General features: G+C 38.8%; 14 protein-coding genes and 3 tRNA genes. 5 read left to right on the top strand and 12 right to left on the bottom strand.

Going from position 1 to position 21,348, the window contains the following annotated elements; all coding sequences use genetic code 11:
* From EZ456_RS25435 to EZ456_RS22000, 10 genes are all read right to left on the bottom strand, one after another.
* On the bottom strand, positions 1-211 hold a 211-nt coding region (locus EZ456_RS25435; RefSeq protein WP_205945137.1), incomplete at its 3' end, for a hypothetical protein.
* A gap of 428 nt (positions 212-639) precedes the next feature.
* Entirely contained in the window at positions 640-834 is a 195-nt protein-coding gene (locus EZ456_RS22040; RefSeq protein WP_131533896.1) for a cold-shock protein, read from the bottom strand.
* A 187-nt stretch (positions 835-1,021) separates the two neighbouring features.
* Complete coding sequence (locus EZ456_RS22035; RefSeq protein WP_131533895.1) at positions 1,022-2,260, bottom strand: site-specific integrase; 1,239 nt, start codon at positions 2,258-2,260, stop codon at positions 1,022-1,024.
* A gap of 261 nt (positions 2,261-2,521) precedes the next feature.
* A tRNA-Pro gene (locus EZ456_RS22030) sits at positions 2,522-2,595 on the bottom strand.
* 52 nt (positions 2,596-2,647) lie between these two features.
* A tRNA-Pro gene (locus EZ456_RS22025) sits at positions 2,648-2,721 on the bottom strand.
* Positions 2,722-3,333: 612 nt separating this feature from the next.
* Positions 3,334-5,292: an OmpA family protein gene (locus EZ456_RS22020; protein WP_131533894.1), complete on the bottom strand. Its 1,959-nt coding sequence runs from the start codon at positions 5,290-5,292 to the stop codon at positions 3,334-3,336.
* 50 nt (positions 5,293-5,342) lie between these two features.
* Positions 5,343-6,311: a PorP/SprF family type IX secretion system membrane protein gene (locus tag EZ456_RS22015; RefSeq protein WP_131533893.1), complete on the bottom strand. Its 969-nt coding sequence runs from the start codon at positions 6,309-6,311 to the stop codon at positions 5,343-5,345.
* 54 nt (positions 6,312-6,365) lie between these two features.
* Positions 6,366-7,679, bottom strand: coding sequence for a gliding motility-associated C-terminal domain-containing protein (locus tag EZ456_RS22010; protein ID WP_131533892.1), 1,314 nt, complete (start codon positions 7,677-7,679; stop codon positions 6,366-6,368).
* Positions 7,680-7,681: 2 nt separating this feature from the next.
* Positions 7,682-9,235 (bottom strand): hypothetical protein, encoded by a 1,554-nt coding sequence (locus EZ456_RS22005; RefSeq protein WP_131533891.1) that lies wholly within the window; start codon positions 9,233-9,235, stop codon positions 7,682-7,684.
* A 7-nt stretch (positions 9,236-9,242) separates the two neighbouring features.
* A complete protein-coding gene (locus EZ456_RS22000; protein WP_131533890.1) occupies positions 9,243-14,378 on the bottom strand; it encodes a beta strand repeat-containing protein in 5,136 nt (1,711 codons plus the stop codon).
* A 419-nt stretch (positions 14,379-14,797) separates the two neighbouring features.
* Here EZ456_RS22000 and EZ456_RS21995 point away from each other — a divergent pair, with 419 nt between their 5' ends.
* Both EZ456_RS21995 and EZ456_RS21990 read left to right on the top strand, forming a co-directional pair.
* Complete coding sequence (locus EZ456_RS21995) at positions 14,798-15,109, top strand: hypothetical protein (protein WP_131533889.1); 312 nt, start codon at positions 14,798-14,800, stop codon at positions 15,107-15,109.
* A 146-nt stretch (positions 15,110-15,255) separates the two neighbouring features.
* Complete coding sequence (locus EZ456_RS21990; protein WP_131533888.1) at positions 15,256-16,629, top strand: helix-turn-helix transcriptional regulator; 1,374 nt, start codon at positions 15,256-15,258, stop codon at positions 16,627-16,629.
* Between the two features lie 335 nt (positions 16,630-16,964).
* Here the strand turns inward: EZ456_RS21990 and EZ456_RS21985 are convergent.
* Both EZ456_RS21985 and EZ456_RS21980 read right to left on the bottom strand, forming a co-directional pair.
* Positions 16,965-17,054: transfer RNA gene (locus EZ456_RS21985), tRNA-Ser, on the bottom strand.
* A gap of 80 nt (positions 17,055-17,134) precedes the next feature.
* The gene (locus EZ456_RS21980) at positions 17,135-19,141 is read right to left on the bottom strand and encodes an HD family phosphohydrolase (RefSeq protein ID WP_131533898.1); all 2,007 of its coding nucleotides are present in this window, start codon (positions 19,139-19,141) and stop codon (positions 17,135-17,137) included.
* 190 nt (positions 19,142-19,331) lie between these two features.
* Between EZ456_RS21980 and EZ456_RS21975 the strand changes: the two genes are divergently transcribed.
* The 3 genes from EZ456_RS21975 to EZ456_RS21965 are packed head-to-tail and all read left to right on the top strand — an operon-like array spanning position 19,332 to position 20,886.
* Positions 19,332-20,189, top strand: a complete 858-nt coding sequence (locus EZ456_RS21975) for an SPFH domain-containing protein (RefSeq protein WP_131533887.1) — start codon at positions 19,332-19,334, stop codon at positions 20,187-20,189.
* Between the two features lie 5 nt (positions 20,190-20,194).
* On the top strand, positions 20,195-20,716 hold the full coding sequence (locus EZ456_RS21970) for a hypothetical protein (RefSeq protein ID WP_131533885.1): 522 nt from the start codon (positions 20,195-20,197) through the stop codon (positions 20,714-20,716).
* A gap of 2 nt (positions 20,717-20,718) precedes the next feature.
* Entirely contained in the window at positions 20,719-20,886 is a 168-nt protein-coding gene (locus EZ456_RS21965; RefSeq protein ID WP_086545783.1) for an Arc family DNA binding domain-containing protein, read from the top strand.
* Positions 20,887-21,348: the final 462 nt, after the last annotated feature.

The raw sequence follows: 21,348 nt of genomic DNA, 5'->3' as shown, positions 1-21,348 counted from the left end.
AGCCACCTTCAAGAATATCATCATGTTCCAATCGCTTGTTCGATAGCATACGATAGAAGGCAGCTTTTAAGGAATGGGTTGGAGCTAACCGATTGATGACTGCTGTTCCCGAAGATAATAAATCTGACAAACAATTTTCTAATCTAACTGCAATACGACTATCTGATAAAAAACCTTTATAAACACCTGAATAACAATGATCTAACATCATTAAAGATACAAAAAATAAACCACAAATAATTGATAATCAGATCGTTATAATATGTTTTCTATAAATAAATGTGTGTAAAGATTAGCTTCTAAAGGGAAGAAATTTTAATGTAATCTCATCAGAAAGTATCTCAAAATATCCTCTACCACGAGGCATCATAATTCTAGATCTTCAGCCCTGAAAGGATGAATCAGCAACAGACTATTTTCTACAAGAAAGGCGAAATCATATCTCCCAAAATAATTGAAATGTTTGATTACCATATTTATAAAAACTAACATTTTAATCCTGATTCCTGTTAACCACTTTCTCTACTGCCTGCAAATAAGATGAATAAGCCTATTCAGGCATAGCCGATTATTGTGGAAAATTTCAGAAAGCTCTTCAAAAATCCGTTTATGACGAAGGTATCAATAGACACTACCAGACTATATTTTTTTGACATTGATTGCTACTAATCCTTTTCTGCCCTGCTCGGTTTCATACTCCACAACGTCCCCCGCCTTGAGGTCACGTACCAATAGTCCTGTCACGTGCACAAAAACATCCTCCTGGTTTGCATCCGGCGTGATGAAGCCAAAACCCTTTTCACCATTATACATCTTAACTTTACCTTGTTCCATATATGATTTTCAAAATTTGAAATTGTTTCCCAAAGTGGAAGATAGTTGAAAATTTTCAAAAAATGAACTAAGTATAGAACTCTGCCGATAGTAAAAAAAAACCTAAAGTAGGAAAAGAGCGTTATCTGAACCCTTTTCCTAATCTTCCTAGCGAAAGTTAAAACGCTGGTCGTATATTTTAAAAAGTCTATTTTAACAATACCTGTTGTGCCATCATTAGATATTTCATCTCACTTGCAACTTTCTTTTGCTTAACCTTCGAATAAATCTGTGTTGTGCGTATACTTGAATGCCCCAGCATATACGAAACACTTTCGATCGACACCCCCTTTCCTAATGTAACAGTGGTCGCAAAAGTATGTCTGGCCATATGAAATATCAGTTTCTTAAATATCCCCGCTTTAATCGCTATAATTTTTAAAACTCGGTTTGTATATTGGTTTGTTGTACAGGGAAATATCGTTGCCTTGTTTATTGATTCAGGATTGTATCTATACTTCTGTATTAACTGTAAAGCAATTGGAAGAACAGGCACAAGGAACTTACGCTCGGTGGTATGAAAAGTCTTCTGTCTGTTCATTTCCAGCCATAATCCGCCGTCATTATCACTAGTGAGATGCTTGACCGACAATGTACTGATTTCGCTATAGGTGAGCCCTGTATAACAACTAAAAATAAACATGGCCCTCACAACTTCCTGAATAGGATCTGTAAACTGTAGCTCTTGAAGACCGACTAATTCATCGTCATCGAGTACTTCACGGTCTTTGGTCACAATGTTCCTTTTAAAGAAAACAAAGGGATCCTTTACAATCCAACCAAACTTTAATGCCAGGCCCATCAATTTCTGAAATCTTTCCACATGCTTCATTACAGTATTGTTGGTACAGATCCTTTGCCCTTTATCAGGTGTCTTGGTACGTAGATAAATGCTGAATTCAGTTAAGAATTTAAAATCTATTTTTGTCAGTTTAATATCTTTGAGTTTTTTCTTTTTGAGAAACTCTAGAATGAAACGCTCTGTTGAGTAGTAATTTTTCAAGGTTCCTTGTGCTAAAAGTTTTCCAGGACCATCTAAATGATACTTCATCAATTCTGTAATGGTCTTACCGTCTTCATCTCCTTCGACTTTTGTCCTAATCTTTTCTGCAGTGACCTCTTCTTTCTTGTAGCGTAGCTCATCATAGGCAGAACCTATTTCATTAGTTAAAAATCGTATTCTGTCACGAACTGAGATACTCTCTTGATCAGTACCTTTCAGGCGTTGTGCTTTCTGGTTCCATTTTGATATTTCAACAGTTTTTTTTGTTGCAAAAAAAACGGCCCTTCCATCAACGGTAATTCTAACTGATAACGGAGCCTTCCCAAAGGCCTCCCTGTCCCTTCTAACGAAGAAAGTGACGCTAAAACTGTGGTTAGATTTCATAAAATCTTCTCCTATTTTTTAACCCAAATCTGCACCCAAAAAAACAGCTAAAACGGCGACAATTTGGTCTGTTGTCCAAAAATTAATAATTGCAATAAATTTCAGTTTTCGTTGAAAAGACAATGTTAAGAAGAAAATCTGGGTGCAGATTTGGGTTAAAAATGGTTGATATTCATTACCACAAACTATGCCGAATAAAAAAACGAAACCCCCTAAATGAACCATTTAGAGGGTTTTTGATACAATTTGTATCTGTATTTGTCGGGATGGCAGGATTCGAACCTACGACCTCCTGCTCCCAAAGCAGGCGCGATACCGGGCTACGCTACATCCCGAACTTGGTATCGATCTTTTTTAATCCTGTTTTAAAAGTGGATAAACTTTTTGTCGGGATGGCAGGATTCGAACCTACGACCTCCTGCTCCCAAAGCAGGCGCGATACCGGGCTACGCTACATCCCGAACTTGGTATCTTCTTTTTTTATTTCCCTTTTTCGAAGGGATTGCAAAGAAACGGTTTTAAATTGATAATTCCATTTTTATTCGCAACTTTTTATTCTTTGTGGAAAGACCAGAACTTGAATCAAGACCTAACTTAACTATGTATCAATAATTTATAAAAAATAAATTTTATATAGACATGATTTACACCACATTTTTAATACAACAAACACAAATAATTTAGCTTATTGACATCTGTAAAATAAAGAACTCTTCCCGTTTAAGGTGCGACAAAGGTAAAAGAAAATTAAGTGGCTTGCAATAGGGTTCATTTATATTTATTTTAACATGCTATCTTTCAGCTTATTTATTTTATGAAAGGGTTAAAATACTACGTGGATGAACGAAAATCTAAGTAGGATGGGGAGAAAATAACAATTATGATTAATCTCCGCAAAGTATAGTTTATTTATATGTGCTTACTTTAAAGTAAGTAACACTGGCCATAGATTTTTGGTTAATTTCTTTTCTAAGATGAAAAATTAATTCAATAAGTAACAAAGGCTGCAACATATTGCTGCAACCTTCGCCATTTGTACTATTGTGTTTATTTTCTCTTAATTTTTATTTGATTTACTGTTTCACAATCTTAAACTCGGTTCTTCTGTTCAATTGATGGTCTGCATCATTGCATTTAATACTGTTACTACATTTGTTTAACAGTTGCGACTCGCCATAGCCTTTCGCAGTAATCCTGTTCTTGTCAATTCCCCTTTCAATTATGTATTGAACCGCTGAGTTTGCTCTGCTTTGTGATAACCGTTGGTTGTATTTATCATCTCCTCTGGAATCGGTATGTGAACCAAGTTCTACCCATATCGTCGGGTTGTCTTTCATGATTTTAACTAATTTATCCAGTTCTGCTGCAGCATCTGGCCTGATATTCGATCTATCGAAATCGTAATAGATATTCTCCAATCTTATCGCTTTGTCTATCTCTATCTGCTCAAGGTAAAGGTTTTGTTTTAGCTCTGTCGATGCAGTAAGGTTGTTTGTAGTTAAACTTGCTCCATCACTTCTGAAATTAGTTTTCTCGCCAGTAAGCTTATAATCTGATGCTTTATCCAGGTTGAACTTAAAGTCTCCACTTTCATCCGTCTGTACTTTTAAGCTTTGTCCACCTGTTTTGCTAAGGGTTACAATCGAGTTCGCCAGCGGCTCGTTCGTTTTCTTATTCAATACCTTACCCGATAACCTAAAGGCCAGTATCTGTGTATTTGTAAAGCTGTATATGTCGTCATCGCCCAAACCATCAGTCCTGTTTGATGAAAAGAAACCCGAAGTTGCGCTCGTTTGCATGTAGGCAAAGTCATCTTGTGGGGAGTTGGTTGGATAGCCCATATTCTTTGGCTCGGATATTTTCCCTCCTATTAATTTTGCCTTAAAAATATCCAATCCGCCCATGACTATCCTGCCATCACTGCTGAAGAAAAAGTTATTTTCCTCATCAAATACTGGTGTCCGCTCATTACCTTCGGTATTCAACTCTTTCAGGTTTAACGGAATACCCCAGTCTCCTGTGTCAGTTTTCTGGCTAACATACATGTCCGTTCCTCCTGCACCACCTTCCATGTTAGATACAAAGTATAAACTGTTACCGTCTTTGCTTATGAATGGATCGCCAAGCGAATATTCATTTACTTTATTGTATTTGAATGAGACTGGCGTTCCCCATTTGTTCTCTTCGTCTTTTTTACTGCTATAAATTTCAATATTCACCGTAGCCAGTTTTCCTTTTACATAAACTGGCTTCTTTGGGATTCTTGTCAACGTGAAATACATTTCTTTGCCATCGGCTGTAAAACTCGCGGGACCAACATGGTAATCGGTATTTGCATCAATAGGAAAAAGACTAATACTGTCTGTAGTTTTATCTGCCTGGTATAACTTCAAATAATGGTTCCCTGTCCAGCCATAAATCTCCTTATCCGGAACTTTTGCACCATCAAACTTCAAGAAAGGTTTACCTTCGCTTTGCGTATCATTCGTTGTACCCCTGTCTGAGGAGAACACTACACTATTTCCATAGATACTAGTTCCCCAGTCTGATTTCGTTGTATTGATGTTTTTTTGGTTGTTGATTGTACTTGCGGTTGGGCTTTTCATCCAACGCATTGCAGAATCGCAGCTTAAAAACCAAAGACTTTGCTGTTTGTCCGTAATGTCCTTTTTTGAGTCAGCATATTTTTGGTACTGCACTTTAGCTTCGCCATATTTCGAATTCCCCTGCAAAACTTTTGCATAGTTCAATATATTTTCTGCACTTGTGTTAGGCATCCCTGTCGCTATTGCATACCAACTCTCTGCCTGTTTGTAGTTGTTCTGCAATTTATAGCATTCGCCAAGTTTTTCTGCTGCGTAGAGCGTGGCTTTCTTTTTATAGGCCTGCTCGTATAAGTCTATTGCCTTGCTATAATTAAACAGTCCATATTGCACATCTGCTTCTTTAATAACATATTGTGCTTTGGCCAGCTCTAACTGTCCAATTAAAAGCATCAAGCCTATCGTTAATATATGTAAAATTTTTTTCATTGATGTTATTGGTGATTTTAGCTTATTGCTTTAGTCTTTTTATCTTAGCCTTAAAAATACCTAGGGGTTAACATTCTGGTGTTTTTACTATTGAAGAAATAACCAATAGATATTTCATGAGTTCCACTACTGTATCCTTGAAGAGGACCTATTGAAAAATCGTATGCATAACCAAGCCTTAAATTCTGAGTTGGGAATAGCTGTATCGCCGCTACAGCTGAATTTAACTTACTCAGGTCTTTCTGTAAATAATCTTTGTTATAAAGCTTAACTCCTGTACGGTAAGAAGCTCCAATCCAAAATTTCTCCGCCAGGATAAAAAAAGCATTTAAATCTAAACTTGTGGGTCCGCCCCTGTCATCTTTCAACAAGAATGATGGTTTTAATAATACATCCTGCGAAAGCGGCAAAAGCATACCTGCGGTTAGGTAATAATGGGGTTTGGGTTGGGGTATAAAAGCATACTTATCGATATTAATGTATTGTGATACCAGGTTATCGGCACTAAAACCCGCATAAAAACGGTTGTCGGAATAGTAAACACCCGCCCTTGCATCTGGTACAATTGTACTCTGCATACCAGTCGGCTGGAAAACTTCAGGGTCGTTTGGATTCAGTAAAGCACCGTCGATACCCAACTGCACTGCTCCGGCACCTATTCCGAAAGCCAACCTTGCGCTACCATCCGAATTCATGCGGATTCTATATGCATAGTTGCCGTAAATAGATTCATTCCGCTGCGCACCAAGCCTGTCACTAGATACCTGTAAAGCCAGACCAACGTTTCCATCATTAGCTATTGCGTCTATTGCTAGGCTCATCGTTTTTGGGGCACCTTGAATACCTGTCCACTGTGTGCGGTAAAAGGCATGAAGATTTAATTGCTCCTTGTAGCCCGCATAAGCTGGATTGATGTATATCCCGTTAAACATGTACTGACTAAACTGCGCATCCTGCTGGCTAAAGGCGAGCTTCGAACACGTTAGAAACAGTATGATTATGATTGTAATTTTTTTCATGACGTATAAATTAGCATCCTCCTTGTGCACCAAGGCAGGGAGGAAGATTTTTAATTATCTCTTAAATGCCCTAATTAATGTAATGTAGCCTTTGAATACTTGCCAAGGTGCACCTGCATTTTCCTTAACCCTTAATAAATAATAATAGGTCCCTTCGTTTAAGCCCTCACCTGTCCAATTATTTTGATAATTATTGGCTTTGTACACTTCATTTCCCCAACGGTTTACAATTACTAAATCATTTTCGGCGAAAAGATTTAAGCCTCGAATTTCGAATGTATCATTATTACTATCACCATTTGGTGTAAATAAATTGGGTATAAATAAATCGGCACCATTAATTGAGTGTTTGGTAAATGATGCGCCATTGGCTAACATATCCGTAATTACAGCAACATTTACACGGGTATGAACACCCAATGATGGATTGGTCCCAGTAACGATGTCCCATTTCGAATTGCCCAAGTATTGGGTAACCGAAGCTGTAGCATCCTTAAACTTTGCGCCATTTGTATTTTGGTTGTGCTGTAGGGTAATTGTGGTTTGTACCGGAACAGATGCATAAATATTCCAGGTCCTGTCTATGCCCTGCAATTTGGTCACACCAATGGTATTGGCTGCATTATAATCTTGAACGCTTACAAATATTCGGCTAGCAGCTTGTGGAGACAATGTTGCTGGCGTATAATCGCCCTCGGCTATACCAATTGGATAAACAAATGCCGTACTGCTAGAGAAATCCTTAACCATGTGCCCTATAATGCTATTTCCAGTTACCACCATTCGTGATTCGCTAAAATTGGTAATTTTACCAGATGCATTAAAAGTTAAATTGTATCCATTTAGGATAATATCGGCCTTGTCTGCAGCCATATCTAAGGTTCCGCCTATATTTAGGGAGGCTCCTTGAACGCCTGTAGGATTAGTGGTACTATAACCCGGATCAGTTACATCGGCCAAGGTAATATTGTCGGTATTCCGGTGTTCGATAATGAGGTTGATAAAAGCACCATTATTCCCATCAATTCGTGTTGGCCCTGCTATCATATCGATATAAAAAGGGTTATCGCCAGGATTGTAAATGATGATTCTACCTGAACCATTAAAGGTTGCACCTGGTGCAATCCAAACATTCTTACTGTAAATCTCCAGTGTTCCGTCAATAGTCCAATTGGCATTTGGCCCGAAATAAGTTCCCTCTGAAAAACGAGATTCAGTTGTACCCGCAGAAATGGTTACAGTAGAGTTGTCAACTGTCATACTTCCAGAACCAGTTTGAGCTTTCGCACAAATAGTAAAAATAAGTATAGCCAATAGACTAATAGCTTGCCTAAAAAAACGAATACGATTTAAAATATTATTTCTCATGATTATTGGTAATTACTTTTTGAAGGCAAAGAAGGATTTGTAATTACCTGACATCTAGAAACCTTAACTTTGATGTTAGCTGCAGGAGAACGATAGGCTTCATCACCATAAGGCCCTCCAGTTACTGGCACTGTGATGCCTTTTATATTATAATTAATACTAGCTGTACCTATAAAATCGAAAACAGGAGTAAAAGTGACTTTTTTAGTGATTGGACTATAAGAAAAAGTACCTTGGCTATTGCTTACCAAAAAAGGATTGGCTGCAGTTGTACCATCACTATTTAAAAACCTAAATTGGTTAGGATCTATATTATTGTTTGATGCAGTTGGTACAGGTGATATAAGTATTAAACCTGAATACGCAATGTCGTTTGAATAAGGATCTATAATTACCGGCAAATTTCTGCACGTCCTAACTAAGTCATCTGCAGTTTCAGCTGCATAAGGTAAAGTAACTAGCAAATTCTTTATAATTTGAATATTATTTAACCCACCTGTGCTAGCTGCAAACCCAATCCTTAAAAAATCGGGTACGGTTGCATCTAGCGTGTGTGTAGTATTTGCACCTGCAGTATTACCTGTATTAAAATCATTATTACCAGAAGCATTGGCATTTTCGGTATAAGTGAAGGATTTTCTGTATAAGTAATTATCAATAACGGTTTTAAGCGTGTTTCCATACTGAACTTTAACCGTGATATAAAAGCCGTTGTTATTACCTAATATATCGTTATTTGGAAAAATATCTATAAATGCTTTGCGATAATCAGGATCTGAAGATAAGGAGGCATAGGTTGTTGTCTTCAAATCGAAGCCAGATGATGGCCCTGTAGAAAATGTATATCCACCTCCTGTTGCATTTAATATTGCACCACCATTACCTGTAGGTACGGCTAAAGTAGATTGCGTTATCAGTACAGGATAACCAGTAAAGCCTTGACTTTGACCAGTATTATTCAGTACTAGCCCTGCGGCACCTCTTAAGGTAATATGACTCCCTCCAGGTACATCTACGCCATTCCATCGCTTGTCTGTTTGAAATTGCTGAGTTTTAAAATTCCCAAATGCATCAAATCCCACACCTAAGTAAGCACCAGTAAGCCCCGCTTTTCTAGCTGCCGAGAAAGAATTATTAGCACGAGCAAAATTATAGCCCAAATCTCCACCCGGAGCACCAATAACCGGACTAGTAACTGCCGCATCAAATAAAAACATAGAAATCCCATCGGCACCATTTCCTCCATACATCCCAAATTCAAACGCGATTTTAATCCCATTTTTAGAAGAGAATTGCCTATTATTTACAAAAATAGCACCGAAAAGGCTATTGACTGCCCTTGTTAGACGAATACCATTCGTGGTAAAAGTTGCATCATTCGTTCCTGATCCAGTTGGTATGGAGACTTCTGCGGGCTGAGTTCCAGAAGTGAAGCTTTGCTGATACGGAAAGTCTCCGTAGGCCTGTGCATTAACATTTTGTTTACCTAAAAAGAGCAATCCAAATATTAAGCTTAATTTTCCAATAAATTTTATGTTAAACAGATTATTTATCATGATTTTACTATTTAACTTTAAAGACTATGTTCATGAATGAAGCTTCTGTAGGAACAGCGGTTGTTTTAACTGTATAAGTGATAATACCGGCTGTAGAAATTGTTACCGTATTAAAAACCGTATTATCAAAGTAGGTAATAAAATAATCCAATTCGGTAGCTAATAATACTGGCAAGGTAGAAGCAGCATTACTCCTCGCTTGGCCAATTCCTCCAGAAAAACCAAATTGCTGAGAATACTTACTGTAAATATCCAATGTCTGATTTCCAGATAGCGGAACACCGTTAGCATCATGAGTTGGTACGACCACCGAAGGAGCGTAAAAGAACCTAGGCATTGCAGATGTAACTTGTTTGAGCACACCTGTTAATGGATCTGCCACGACAACGCGGTCAGTTATTGCACCCGTTTGTAAGCCCGCTATTGCTAACGTATTTGCTGCAGTTGTAGTTATAGTTGTAGGACCTGACTTAATTAAGGCACCGCCGAGTTGAATGTTATTACTAGTTTTAGTTAAACCATTATCAGCGGTTATCGTTGGTAGAGCTGTACTATTTAACAGTGCACCTCCATCAGTACCCACGGTAATCAGGTTTCCTGTGTTTGCACTTACCACCCTTGCGGTACTTGGGGTACCTCCCTCATTGGTAAAGGTAATTACGCCAGTAGTTGCACTTTGGCTCAAGCTTGTGCTTGGTGTATTTATTTTATAAGGATCTCCACTTACACCCGTTCCAGTTACCGTTGTATTTGTTCCGTTTACAATTAAACCAACGCCACCTTGCGGACCAATTGGACCTTGTGGGCCAGTAAGTGCAGTAGCTCCCTGAGGCCCCGTTGCACCCGTTAAACCGATTGGACCCTGTGGACCAACAGCTCCAGCAGCGCCTGTTGCACCTGTCAAACCAACTGGACCTTGAGGACCGACAGCTCCAGTTGCTCCTGTATCTCCCTTATCACCTTTCAAGCCTTGGATTCCTTGTGCACCTGTTGCACCGGTTAAACCGACTGGGCCTTGTGGACCAGTCGCCCCGGCGGGACCAGTTAGACCAATATCTCCCTTGTCACCCTTCAATCCCTGAATACCTTGTGCACCAGTAGCTCCAGTTAAGCCTATCGGCCCTTGTGAACCAGTAGCCCCAGCGGGACCAGTTAGACCAACATCTCCTTTGTCACCCTTCAATCCCTGAATACCTTGTGCACCAGTAGCTCCAGTTAAGCCTATCGGCCCTTGTGAACCAGTCGCCCCAGCGGGACCAGTTAGACCAATATCTCCCTTGTCACCCTTCAATCCCTGAATACCTTGTGCACCTGTAGCTCCAGTTAAGCCTATCGGCCCTTGTGAACCAGTCGCCCCGGCGGGACCAGTTAGACCAATATCTCCCTTGTCACCCTTCAATCCCTGAATACCTTGTGCACCAGTAGCTCCAGTTAAGCCTATCGGCCCTTGTGAACCAGTAGCCCCAGCGGGACCAGTTAGACCAATATCTCCCTTGTCACCCTTCAATCCCTGAATACCTTGTGCGCCATTTGTTCCATTTTTAACTGTTATTGTTCCACCTGAACCATCGGTAATTGTACTTGTACCATCAGCATTATTGGTAATGGTTACTGATTTACCATCAACTCCATTGGTACCATTTGTTCCATTGGTACCATTTTTAACCGTTATTGCTCCACCTGAACCATCTGTAATTGTACTTGTACCATCAGCATTATTGGTAATGGTTACTGATTTACCATCAACTCCATTTGTTCCATTGGTACCATTTTTAACTGTTATTGTTCCACCTGAACCATCGGTAATTGTACTCGTACCATCAGCATTATTGGTAATGGTTACTGATTTACCATCAACTCCATTKGTACCATTTGTTCCATTTTTAACCGTTATTGCTCCACCTGAACCATCGGTAATTGTACTCGTACCATCAGCATTATTGGTAATGGTTACTGATTTACCGTCAACTCCATTTGTTCCGTTGGTACCATTTTTAACCGTTATTGCTCCACCTGAACCATCGGTAATTGTACTTGTACCATCAACATTATTGGTAATGGTTACTGATTTACCATCAACTCCATTGGTACCATTTGTTCCATTTTTAACTGTTATTGCTCCACCTGAACCATCGGTAATCGTACTTGTACCATCAGCATTATTGGTAATGGTTACTGATTTACCGTCAATTCCATCTGCACCTTTATCACCTTTAATATTTCCAGTCAATACCCAAGTATCGCCCTGCTTAACATAAGTTTCACCGGTTGTAGTATTGATATAAGTATCGCCTTCTTTACCTGGAGTTGTAGCTCCAGGAGCACCAGCTGCACCAGTGGTAGACTTACCATCTATTCCATCTTTTCCGGCAGGACCCTGAATACTACCAGTCAATACCCAAGTATCACCTTGCTTAATGTAAGTTTCACCTGTAGTTGTATTGATATAAGTATCACCGTTTGCACCAGGAGTGGTTGCCCCAGGAGCGCCAGCTGCACCAGTGGTCGATTTACCATCTACACCATCTTTTCCGGCAGGACCTTGAATGCTACCAGTCAATACCCAAATATCTCCTTGTTTAATATAAGTTTCGCCTGTGGTGGTATTAATATAGGTATCGCCATTAACTCCAGGAGTTGTTGCTCCAGGAGCACCAGCTGCACCAGTAGTAGATTTTCCATCTAAACCATTTATTCCGTCTTTTCCAGCAGGACCTTGAATGCTACCAGTCAATACCCAAGTATCACCTTGTTTAATATAAGTTTCACCTGTGGTGGTATTAATATAGGTATCGCCATTAACTCCAGGGGTTGTTGCCCCAGGAGCGCCGGCTGCACCAGTGGTAGACTTACCGTCTAATCCATTCTTGCCATCTGCTCCTTTTATGTTTCCAGTTACTGTCCAAGTTCCGTTATTGTTTGTGTAAACATCGCCCGTAAGTGTGTTTACATAAGTATCGCCATTGTTACCGCCCGTTGGCGTTGTTGTTCCAGTAGTTAAAGATTTACCATCAAGTCCGTTTGCACCAGCAGGGCCTTGGATGCTACCAGTTAATACCCAAGTATCCCCCTGTTTAATATAAGTCTGGCCTGTTGTGGTATTGATATAAGTGTCACCGTCTTTGCCAGGAGTGGTGGCACCAGGCGCACCAGCTGCACCAGTAGTCGATTTACCATCGATACCGTTATCACCCTTATCACCTTTGATGTTTCCACTTAATACCCAAGTATCTCCTTGTTTAATGTAAGTTTCACCTGTAGTTGTATTGATATAAGTATCACCGTCTTTGCCAGGAGTGGTGGCACCAGGCGCACCAGCTGCGCCAGTGGTAGATTTACCATCTACACCATTATCACCCTTATCTCCTTTGATATTTCCGTTTAATACCCAGGTATCACCTTGTTTAATGTAGGTTTCTCCAGTAGTTGTATTGATATAGGTATCGCCGTTGTTTCCAGAAGTTGTTGCTCCGGGAGCGCCAGCTGCACCAGTGGTAGACTTACCGTCTAATCCATTCTTGCCATCTGCTCCTTTTATGTTTCCAGTTACCGTCCAAGTTCCATTTACATTGGTGTAAACATCACCCGTAGTCGTGTTCACATAAGTATCGCCATTGTTGCCACCTGTTGGTGTAGTAGTTCCAGTGGTTAATGTTTTACCATCTAAACCATTGGTACCAGCAGGGCCTTGAATACTACCAGTCAATACCCAGGTATCACCTTGTTTAACATAAGTCTCACCTGTTATGGTATTGATATAGGTATCGCCGTTGTTGCCAGGAGTTGTTGCTCCAGGAGCACCAGCTGCACCAGTGGTAGATTTACCATCTACACCGTTCTTGCCATCTGCACCTTTAATATTTCCAGTTAAAACCCAAGTATCGCCCTGCTTAACATAAGTTTCGCCGGTTGTAGTATTGATATAGGTATCGCCTTCTTTACCTGGAGTTGAAGCTCCAGGAGCACCTGAAGCACCTATTACTGACTTTCCATCAATTCCATCTTTTCCATCTGCACCTTTATCGCCTTTAATATTTCCCGTTAATACCCAAGTATCGCCCTGCTTAACATAAGTTTCGCCGGTTGTAGTATTGATATAAGTATCGCCTTCTTTACCTGGAGTTGAAGCTCCAGGAGCACCTGAAGCACCTGTTATTGACTTTCCATCAATTCCATTTGCACCTTTATCGCCTTTAATATTTCCAGTTAAAACCCAAGTATCGCCCTGCTTAACATAAGTTTCGCCGGTTGTAGTATTGATATAAGTATCGCCTTCTTTACCCGGAGTTGAAGCTCCAGGAGCACCTGAAGCACCTATTACTGACTTTCCATCAATTCCATCTTTTCCATCTGCACCTTTAATATTTCCAGTTACTATCCAAGTTCCGTTTACATATGTATAAACATCCCCAGTTGCAGTATTTATATAGGTATCGCCGTTATTTCCTCCTGTTGGAACTCCTGTACCACTAGTTACAGATTTCCCGTCTGCACCCTTCGGACCAACTATATTAGTCCACGTTCCTGTTGTTGTATTGTAAACCCAGGTTCCGCTGTCATTTGTTACTACGGTAACACCTGCACCTGGTGCACCTGCTGTACCCGAACCTGGCGTACCTGGTGTGCCGCTCGTACCTGGCAATGCCTGAATACCCGGATCACCCTTGTCTCCTTTTGGGCCGCTGATATTTGTCCAGGTATTTGTAGTTGGATTATAGATCCAGGTACCACCATCATTGGTTACAATAGTTACACCAGCTCCTGGTCCGCCAGGCTGTCCGGGTACGCCTGGGGTACCAGTTTTCCCTGGTTGTGCTTCTACTAAAATGGAAGAAGAACTCCTTACAAAAACCCATTTAGTACCGTCATTGTAGTAAATACCAGGAACAACGTCATCTTGCGTGGCCGTATTATAAACCATCATCCCCGCAACATGAGCAGATAAGGGAAATGCATTTGTAGTTGCTTTTAATGGTACCCTGACATGCAATAATCCCTTGTTAGAACTTTCCAATTCTAAAATAGCATCCTTATTGGGAAGGTTAGTACCATCAACTGAGCCATCTTTTACTTTTTGTTGTCCAAAAACCCCAATAAAGCAAAATGACAGACCTAAAATAACGAGTAAGCGTTTTTTCATCATATTATTATAATTTTATTACCACACTCTTCCTTTCAGCCATTTCTCACTGTATGATTAAAATAAACTGTTAATCAGATTTTAATTGTTGCGAAGAAATTGAATAGGAAAGTGCCTAACAGATTGTATGGCGCAAAGAGAAAAATAATATTATCTCAAAAAGAAAAATTGAGTACGCACATCTACACACAACATACATTCATTTGATTATCAGATATTTAATAAAAAAACAATCGCTACCTAGCTCCAGAATTAAAGATCCAGTATAAAATATCTGATTAAATTTTGAAATCAAAGTACTGATTGTTATATTGTTTACCTAGATATTGGAATGCATAACCTCTTTTAATCTATGAAAACACATTCAACAAAATTTGTAATTGCCTTATTAATCTTTGCATGTTGCGACAACTACGCTCAATATGATAAAAAAACAAATTGATAGTATTCTCGATGTCGTGATAAGTGTCAACCTAAACAAGGGGATCAAGCCTAATACGCTGACCTACAATGCTTCAAAAAAGATAAATTATGAAGAAGGGATGGTAAGGTCAATTTTGGCCTACACTTCTAAATATAATAATGCTGAGCGGTACGAGCAATCATTTAAATATGCTGTAAAAACAGAAGCTCTGGCAAAAAAATTAAACAACCCACAACATCTAGCCTTGTTAAATTCCTTTAAATTTGAAACGTATAAAATAAAATCAAAAATACCCACACCTACGCATTAAAGACAAAAAACTGATAATCAATAAATTACTACACATGTTAGATTTTAATGATTAATGAATAATAATCATGTGAGTAGATACGAGTAGAAATTAAGGTGAAAGTTTCGCTTTCAAATCCGTCATTTTGCAACCGAATGAAAACCCGAATGAGATTTACATATACAAGGGCAATTGCCAAAAAAATTCTTCTTGCATTTCTTGCATGTACTATTGTTTCCGCATTAGCGGCGCTTATTGCCCTCAACACGATTACCGATAAACTGGGCAGCATATCTACATTAGCAACCAACATTGAACAAAATCAATCGAAGCCAGAACAGATATTATTATTAATTCACCGTGCTGAAGACGATTTCCAGGAATCGTTGCTGACCACTGGAAATAATAAATACGCAGACTACAACACAAAGATTGTACTGGTGTTTAGTATGATCGATTCTTTACTGAAAGAAAATGCTGACACCTCTAAACTAACGGCCTCACAAAGTAAAAAAGTGAAGTACTGGTATCATGAAAAAATGAAATTATCGGATAGGCTATTTGTGCTCAAACGCAGTTTTGATTCTCTGCTTACGATATATTCAGATTTTAATAAGGAGAATGTAACTGCTGGGGATGCCTCTGGTATTGGTACAAGAACCGCAACTATTCGGAAAATCAATACGGATACGGTCTTAAAAGTTGCACCTACGGAAAAAAAGGGCTTTTTTAAAAGAATAAAGGATGCCATCTCCAACAAAAATGAAAAGTCTGTTATTGAAATAAATCACTATAAAAATGTAGTAGTTAGTGCTCCTGATAAACAAAAGATTGCAGATGGAGATAAAAAACTGTATGCCAGAAAACTAGAATTACTACGCCAAAAGAACCAAAAACTCCTTAGCATACAGAGTGAACTGATCACCCTGAATAGTCATATTAGTAATGAACTGGAATTCATTATTAATAACATTAAGGATATCAATTACAAGTTAATTGATGAGTTTAAAGTAGTGGCTTTAAAAAATTACAAGCAGACTACCGATGTATTGGTACGCTTTTATATTTCAGCACTGTTTTTGGTGCTTTTATTTGCTGTTCTGCTGATCGTATTTATTATTCAGCTGAACAAAGCTGAGGTTTTGCTAAGAAACGAAACTGAACAATCTGCTATGGAGGCTCAAGAAAGAATTGATGATTTGATGAAAAAAATTGAATCGAATGAGCTTAGTCACTCTCCTTCAAAACTGGAGGCACTGAAAGAGATCGTTCAGCTTGCTGTTAACAATAATCCTGCATTTCTAATAAAATTCAATGACTTTGATCCGGAGTTCAGTCAGAAGCTGTTAAAAATAGCTCCGCATCTGGTTGCAAGTGAAATTGAGCTCTGCATATTGCTGAGGCTAAATTTTGAAACCAAAGAAATGGCACGCCATACAAAAGCCTCTGTCCGCGCTATTGAGAGCAAAAAATACAGGGTCAGAAAAAAACTAGGTATACCATCTGATAAAGACATCAATATCTGGATGGCACATATTTAACAAACTAGGTTTATCTTCAGTATGCGTAATATATGAATACAACATTCTAAATTTCAGGAATAGATCAGTGATGTGTAACACGCTACATGAAGACTTTGTAAAATCATGATCCAGTACATGTGGCTGTCCCCATAGCCTTTGACAAAAAACAACTTTAACAGACTTTAAAACAGTAATTATATTTTTGGAGTTCTGAAAAATGGCTATTTTCTAGTATTTTCGTTTTTGAAGATTTGAATTGGATATTAAAGGGAAGGTAAAATCACTTATTACCAGTAATTTACATAAAAAAAATAGCGCATAAAAAAAACCCTGTTTACCAGGGTTCTTTTTTTTGGCGGAGAGGGCGGGATTCGAACCCGCGGTACCGTTACCAGTACGACAGTTTAGCAAACTGTTCCTTTCGGCCACTCAGGCACCTCTCCTTTATCCTCTATTTTTCGCCCTACCGGCGTTGTTTTGAGGTCTGCAAATATAGTAAAACAAGTTATCCAACAAAAAAAAATTACAAAATTTGTTGATAATCTATACGCACATGATAGATGCTCATAAGCATCGTCTTGAATATCAATTTGATAGTCTCAATATCTTTTAATGTTAAATCGCAGTCATCTAACTGATTTTGCTCCAATTTGTAGTTAATTATCCGTTCAACAATGTCATTTATGTTCTGAGCATCGGGATTTTTTAGACTTCTTGAGGCAGCTTCGACCGAATCGGCGAGCATTAACACACCAGTTTCTTTACTAAAAGGTATTGGCCCCGGGTAGCGAAAAATGTTTTCGTCGACAAATTTTTCAGGCGTATTTTTCAAAAACGACTGATAAAAATAATCAACCCGGGTATTTCCATGGTGTGTTCTGATGAAATCGATAATCGCTTCAGGAATCTGGTTCTTTCTTAAAATTTCAATTCCTTTGTGCACATGCTGAATTATAATCTGCGCACTTTGCTCATAAGGTAATTTATCGTGTGGACTAACAGCCGTATTTTGATTTTCAATAAAATACTGTGGATTGTCTACTTTACCGATATCATGATATAAGGCACCCGCCCTTACCAGTACAGAATTACCGCCTATTTTAAATATTGCGGCTTCTGCAAGGTTAGCCACCTGCAAAGAGTGTTGAAACGTTCCAGGTGCTTTAAAGGCAAGCTCCCGTAACAGCTTATTATTGGTATTGGTCAGCTCAATTAAGGCCACATCTGATGTGATACCAAAAATACGTTCGAACAGATAAATTAACGGGTAAGCTAAAAGAGATAAGAGTACGCTAAAAATAAAAGGAATAAAATTCATCCACTCTATTTCGCGGAAAGATCCTTCACGGAGCAGGGCAATGCCTACAAAAGAAACTAAATAAGCCAAAAGAATAAATAAGGCAGAAACCAGGAATCTTTCGCGCTTAACAAAGTTTTTAATGCTAAATATGGCAACCATCCCCGCAGTAACCTGATAAAACACAAATTCGAAACTATTGGCCACAAAGAAACCCGCAATTAAAATCACCAACATATGGAGGTAAAGTGCCAAACGCGTATCGAACAGAATCCTAATGATAATGGGTACCACACAAAACGGAATGTAATACAAACTTGGGATTTCCATTTTAATGGCCCAGGTTAATGCAAGTAACATCCCCGTAGTAACAATCAGGATTAAGGAAAGCTGACGGTTATCGGCGAAAATATCTTTCCTAAAAAGAAAAAGGAACGACATTAAAATGGCGAGTATAAACCCAACCAATACTACCTGTCCCAGATAAACCAATGCCCTGCTGCCAATTGTTTTGGTTTGTGCATCGTAGGTTGCTTTATAAGATTCTAATTTCTGATAAATTTCTTCATCAATAACATCATTCTTCGCTACAATAAGCTCTCCCTTTTGTACCATACCCTTGGTAGTAGAGATATTGTTAACCGTATTATCCTGTATGGTTTGGGTCAGTCGCTCATCAAATACAATGTTCGGTGTAATATGATCAATTGCCAGGTTTGCAACCAGATCGCCCATCACCTGATTGGGGGCTTTAAAATTATCCTTAAAAAAATTCAAGGCCGATTCTGCGGTAAAAACATCCTGTGTATTTTTTTCCTGAGCCACATTGTTTTCAAGCAAAGAAAAGTCATAGTTTTTCCCTCCTGCCTGATGTTTCACATTTAAACCAATAATCCCTTTCTGGTAAATGTTCTGGAGCAATTTATAAGCAGCACTCTTATATATATCCTTGTCTTTTTCGTTGAGCTGTTTCGATTTCCACTTAATATCAAATTCGTTGGCAAACTCATCCAATGCATTTGCAGTAATGCCCCTATCGAGTTGGTACACGGGCAAAATATCTTTTAGCGCATTCTTTTTATCGGCACTAACCTGCGGGTTGGTTTTTAAAATAGCAAAACTGAATGGCGAAATCAGGTCCTTATTTTTCCATACTGCATTTTTTTCAAACTCATATCTAAACCGGGGTTGTTTGGGTAGGAATAACGTAATAATGAAAACGGTAAATATCATCATCACATATTTTAGGTTTGATGAATACTTCCGGTAAAGGATTTTGTGGGAATTTCTCTTGATTTTGGCCAAAATGATGTAATTATTGTATTGTCAAAAATAACATTTTTATCTAATATAAATTTTACGGGTTTTGTTTGCAATTACCAGATTTTATATTTTACTTTATGATATCAAATTAATATCAATTATGTATCAGGAAAAAATTATTAATCCGCCATCAGGCTATCTAACATTCGCACTATGCATCGCATTGCTAGGCGCTTCCATTTTCTGTTTTGTTTCAGAAATCTTTCTCTGGGGAGGAATTTTACTGGCAATAGATATATTTTTAATATTTCCGGGCTTTTTAATCATCAACCCCAATCAATCGATGGTACTCACCCTCTTCGGAAAATATATTGGCACAGTAAAAGCTGATGGTTTTTTCTGGGTAAATCCCTTAACTGCTAAAAGGCGCTTATCATTAAAAGCCAACAATTTAAACGGGCAACAATTAAAGGTTAACGATAAATTAGGCAACCCGATTGAAATTGCCGCGGTTGTAGTATGGAAAGTGAACGAAACCGCTAAGGCTGTTTTCTCTGTAGAAAATTACATGCAATATGTAAACATCCAGAGTGAAGCTGCTGTAAGGCATTTAGCCAATATTTTCCCTTACGATCATTCCGAAGGCGAAGAAACCACCATTACCTTAAAAGACGGTGCTGATAAAGTAAGCGAACTTTTAGAAAACGAACTGAATGAACGTTTATCGAGAGCAGGTATTGAAGTTTTAGAAGCCAGGATTTCGCATTTGGCTTATGCACCAGAAATTGCCAGTGCCATGTTACAGCGTCAACAGGCTACAGCGGTTATTGCAGCCCGTAAATTAATAGTTGAAGGTGCCGTAGGTATGGTAGAGATGGCATTAGAGAAATTATCGCAAAAAGGAATTGTTGATTTGGATGAGGAGCGTAAAGCCGCTATGGTAAGTAATTTACTGGTTGTACTTTGTGGCGACCGTCATGTTCAACCTGTGGTAAACACCGGAACCTTATATAACTAGGCAAAATGGAATTTAAGGAAAAACAAAGCTTAAAACTTTGGTGGCTTTATGTTTTATTGGCTATTGATGCAGTTCTGGTACTCAGCATTGTGCTTTTTGATAAAGGCGGAATGAACTTTGAAACCTTAAAGGCTAATTATTTTGCACCATTTTGGGCCGTTTTTCTTCCCTTTGCCATCATTTATTTGCTTCAAAAAAACATGATGACTTTGCAAATAGGCGCCGAAGGAATTTCTTATAAGTATTTTCCATTTCAAAGCAAGTTGAAGCTATTGAGCTGGATCAATATTGAGAAAGTCTACATCAACAAATATAATGCTTTAGGAGATTATGGCGGATTTGGTGTTCGCAGCAGGCTTTGGTTTAGGTTTAACGATAAGGCCTACTTATTAAATGATAAGGATAAAGGTTTACAGATTGAATTTAAAAATGGCAAAAAATTATTGTTTAGCAGCAATAAAATAGATGAGCTGGAAATGTTCCTCATTAATTTAAAAACGAAGTATAATATACAAGCAATACAATAAGAATGGCGGAGAAAGATAAAAAAGCTTTTGTATTAAGAATTAGTCCTGCTTTATTAAAAGAAGTAGAAACCTGGGCTGCCGATGAGTTTAGAAGTACGAACGGGCAGATAGAATTTTTACTTACGCAGGCAATAAAATCGAGAAAGAAAGGTAAGGCGAAGGAGGAGTAGTAGCAAGACTTCCAAAGCTTCAAAGGCCTAGAGCACCAGCCAGCTGCAAATTGTGAATTGCAAACTGAAAATAATATGGGCGTTCCCCAAGCTACGCAAGGGTCGGGCTTTTTCAGGGCTGCGCTGCGCTCCGGTACCGATGAAGATCGGCACTGAACCCTTACAATCCCTAACGCTAACCACCCCGTTTTAAATTAAACCTATCAGGTTTTAAAAACCTGATAGGTTTCTAATGCTCCCCAAGCAGCACCGGCCCAAGTTAATTAAACCTGATGGCAGCGAGCATCCCGATTTTTCGTCGGGATAAAGCGAACAGCAGGACTGAACAAACCCAAACATTACTACAGCACCTTTTCCAATAAATTAATATTATTTAACCACCCCACCCTACGGGCACCCCTCCTTAAAACAAGGAGGGGAGTAATTACCGCAAGCATTAAGACTCCCAATTAACTAATGCTT

It is taken from the genome of Pedobacter psychrodurus (assembly GCF_004331735.1).
Taxonomy (GTDB): domain Bacteria; phylum Bacteroidota; class Bacteroidia; order Sphingobacteriales; family Sphingobacteriaceae; genus Pedobacter; species Pedobacter psychrodurus.
Note: the sequence above shows the minus strand (reverse complement) of the source record. Positions and strands in the feature narration are given on the sequence as shown.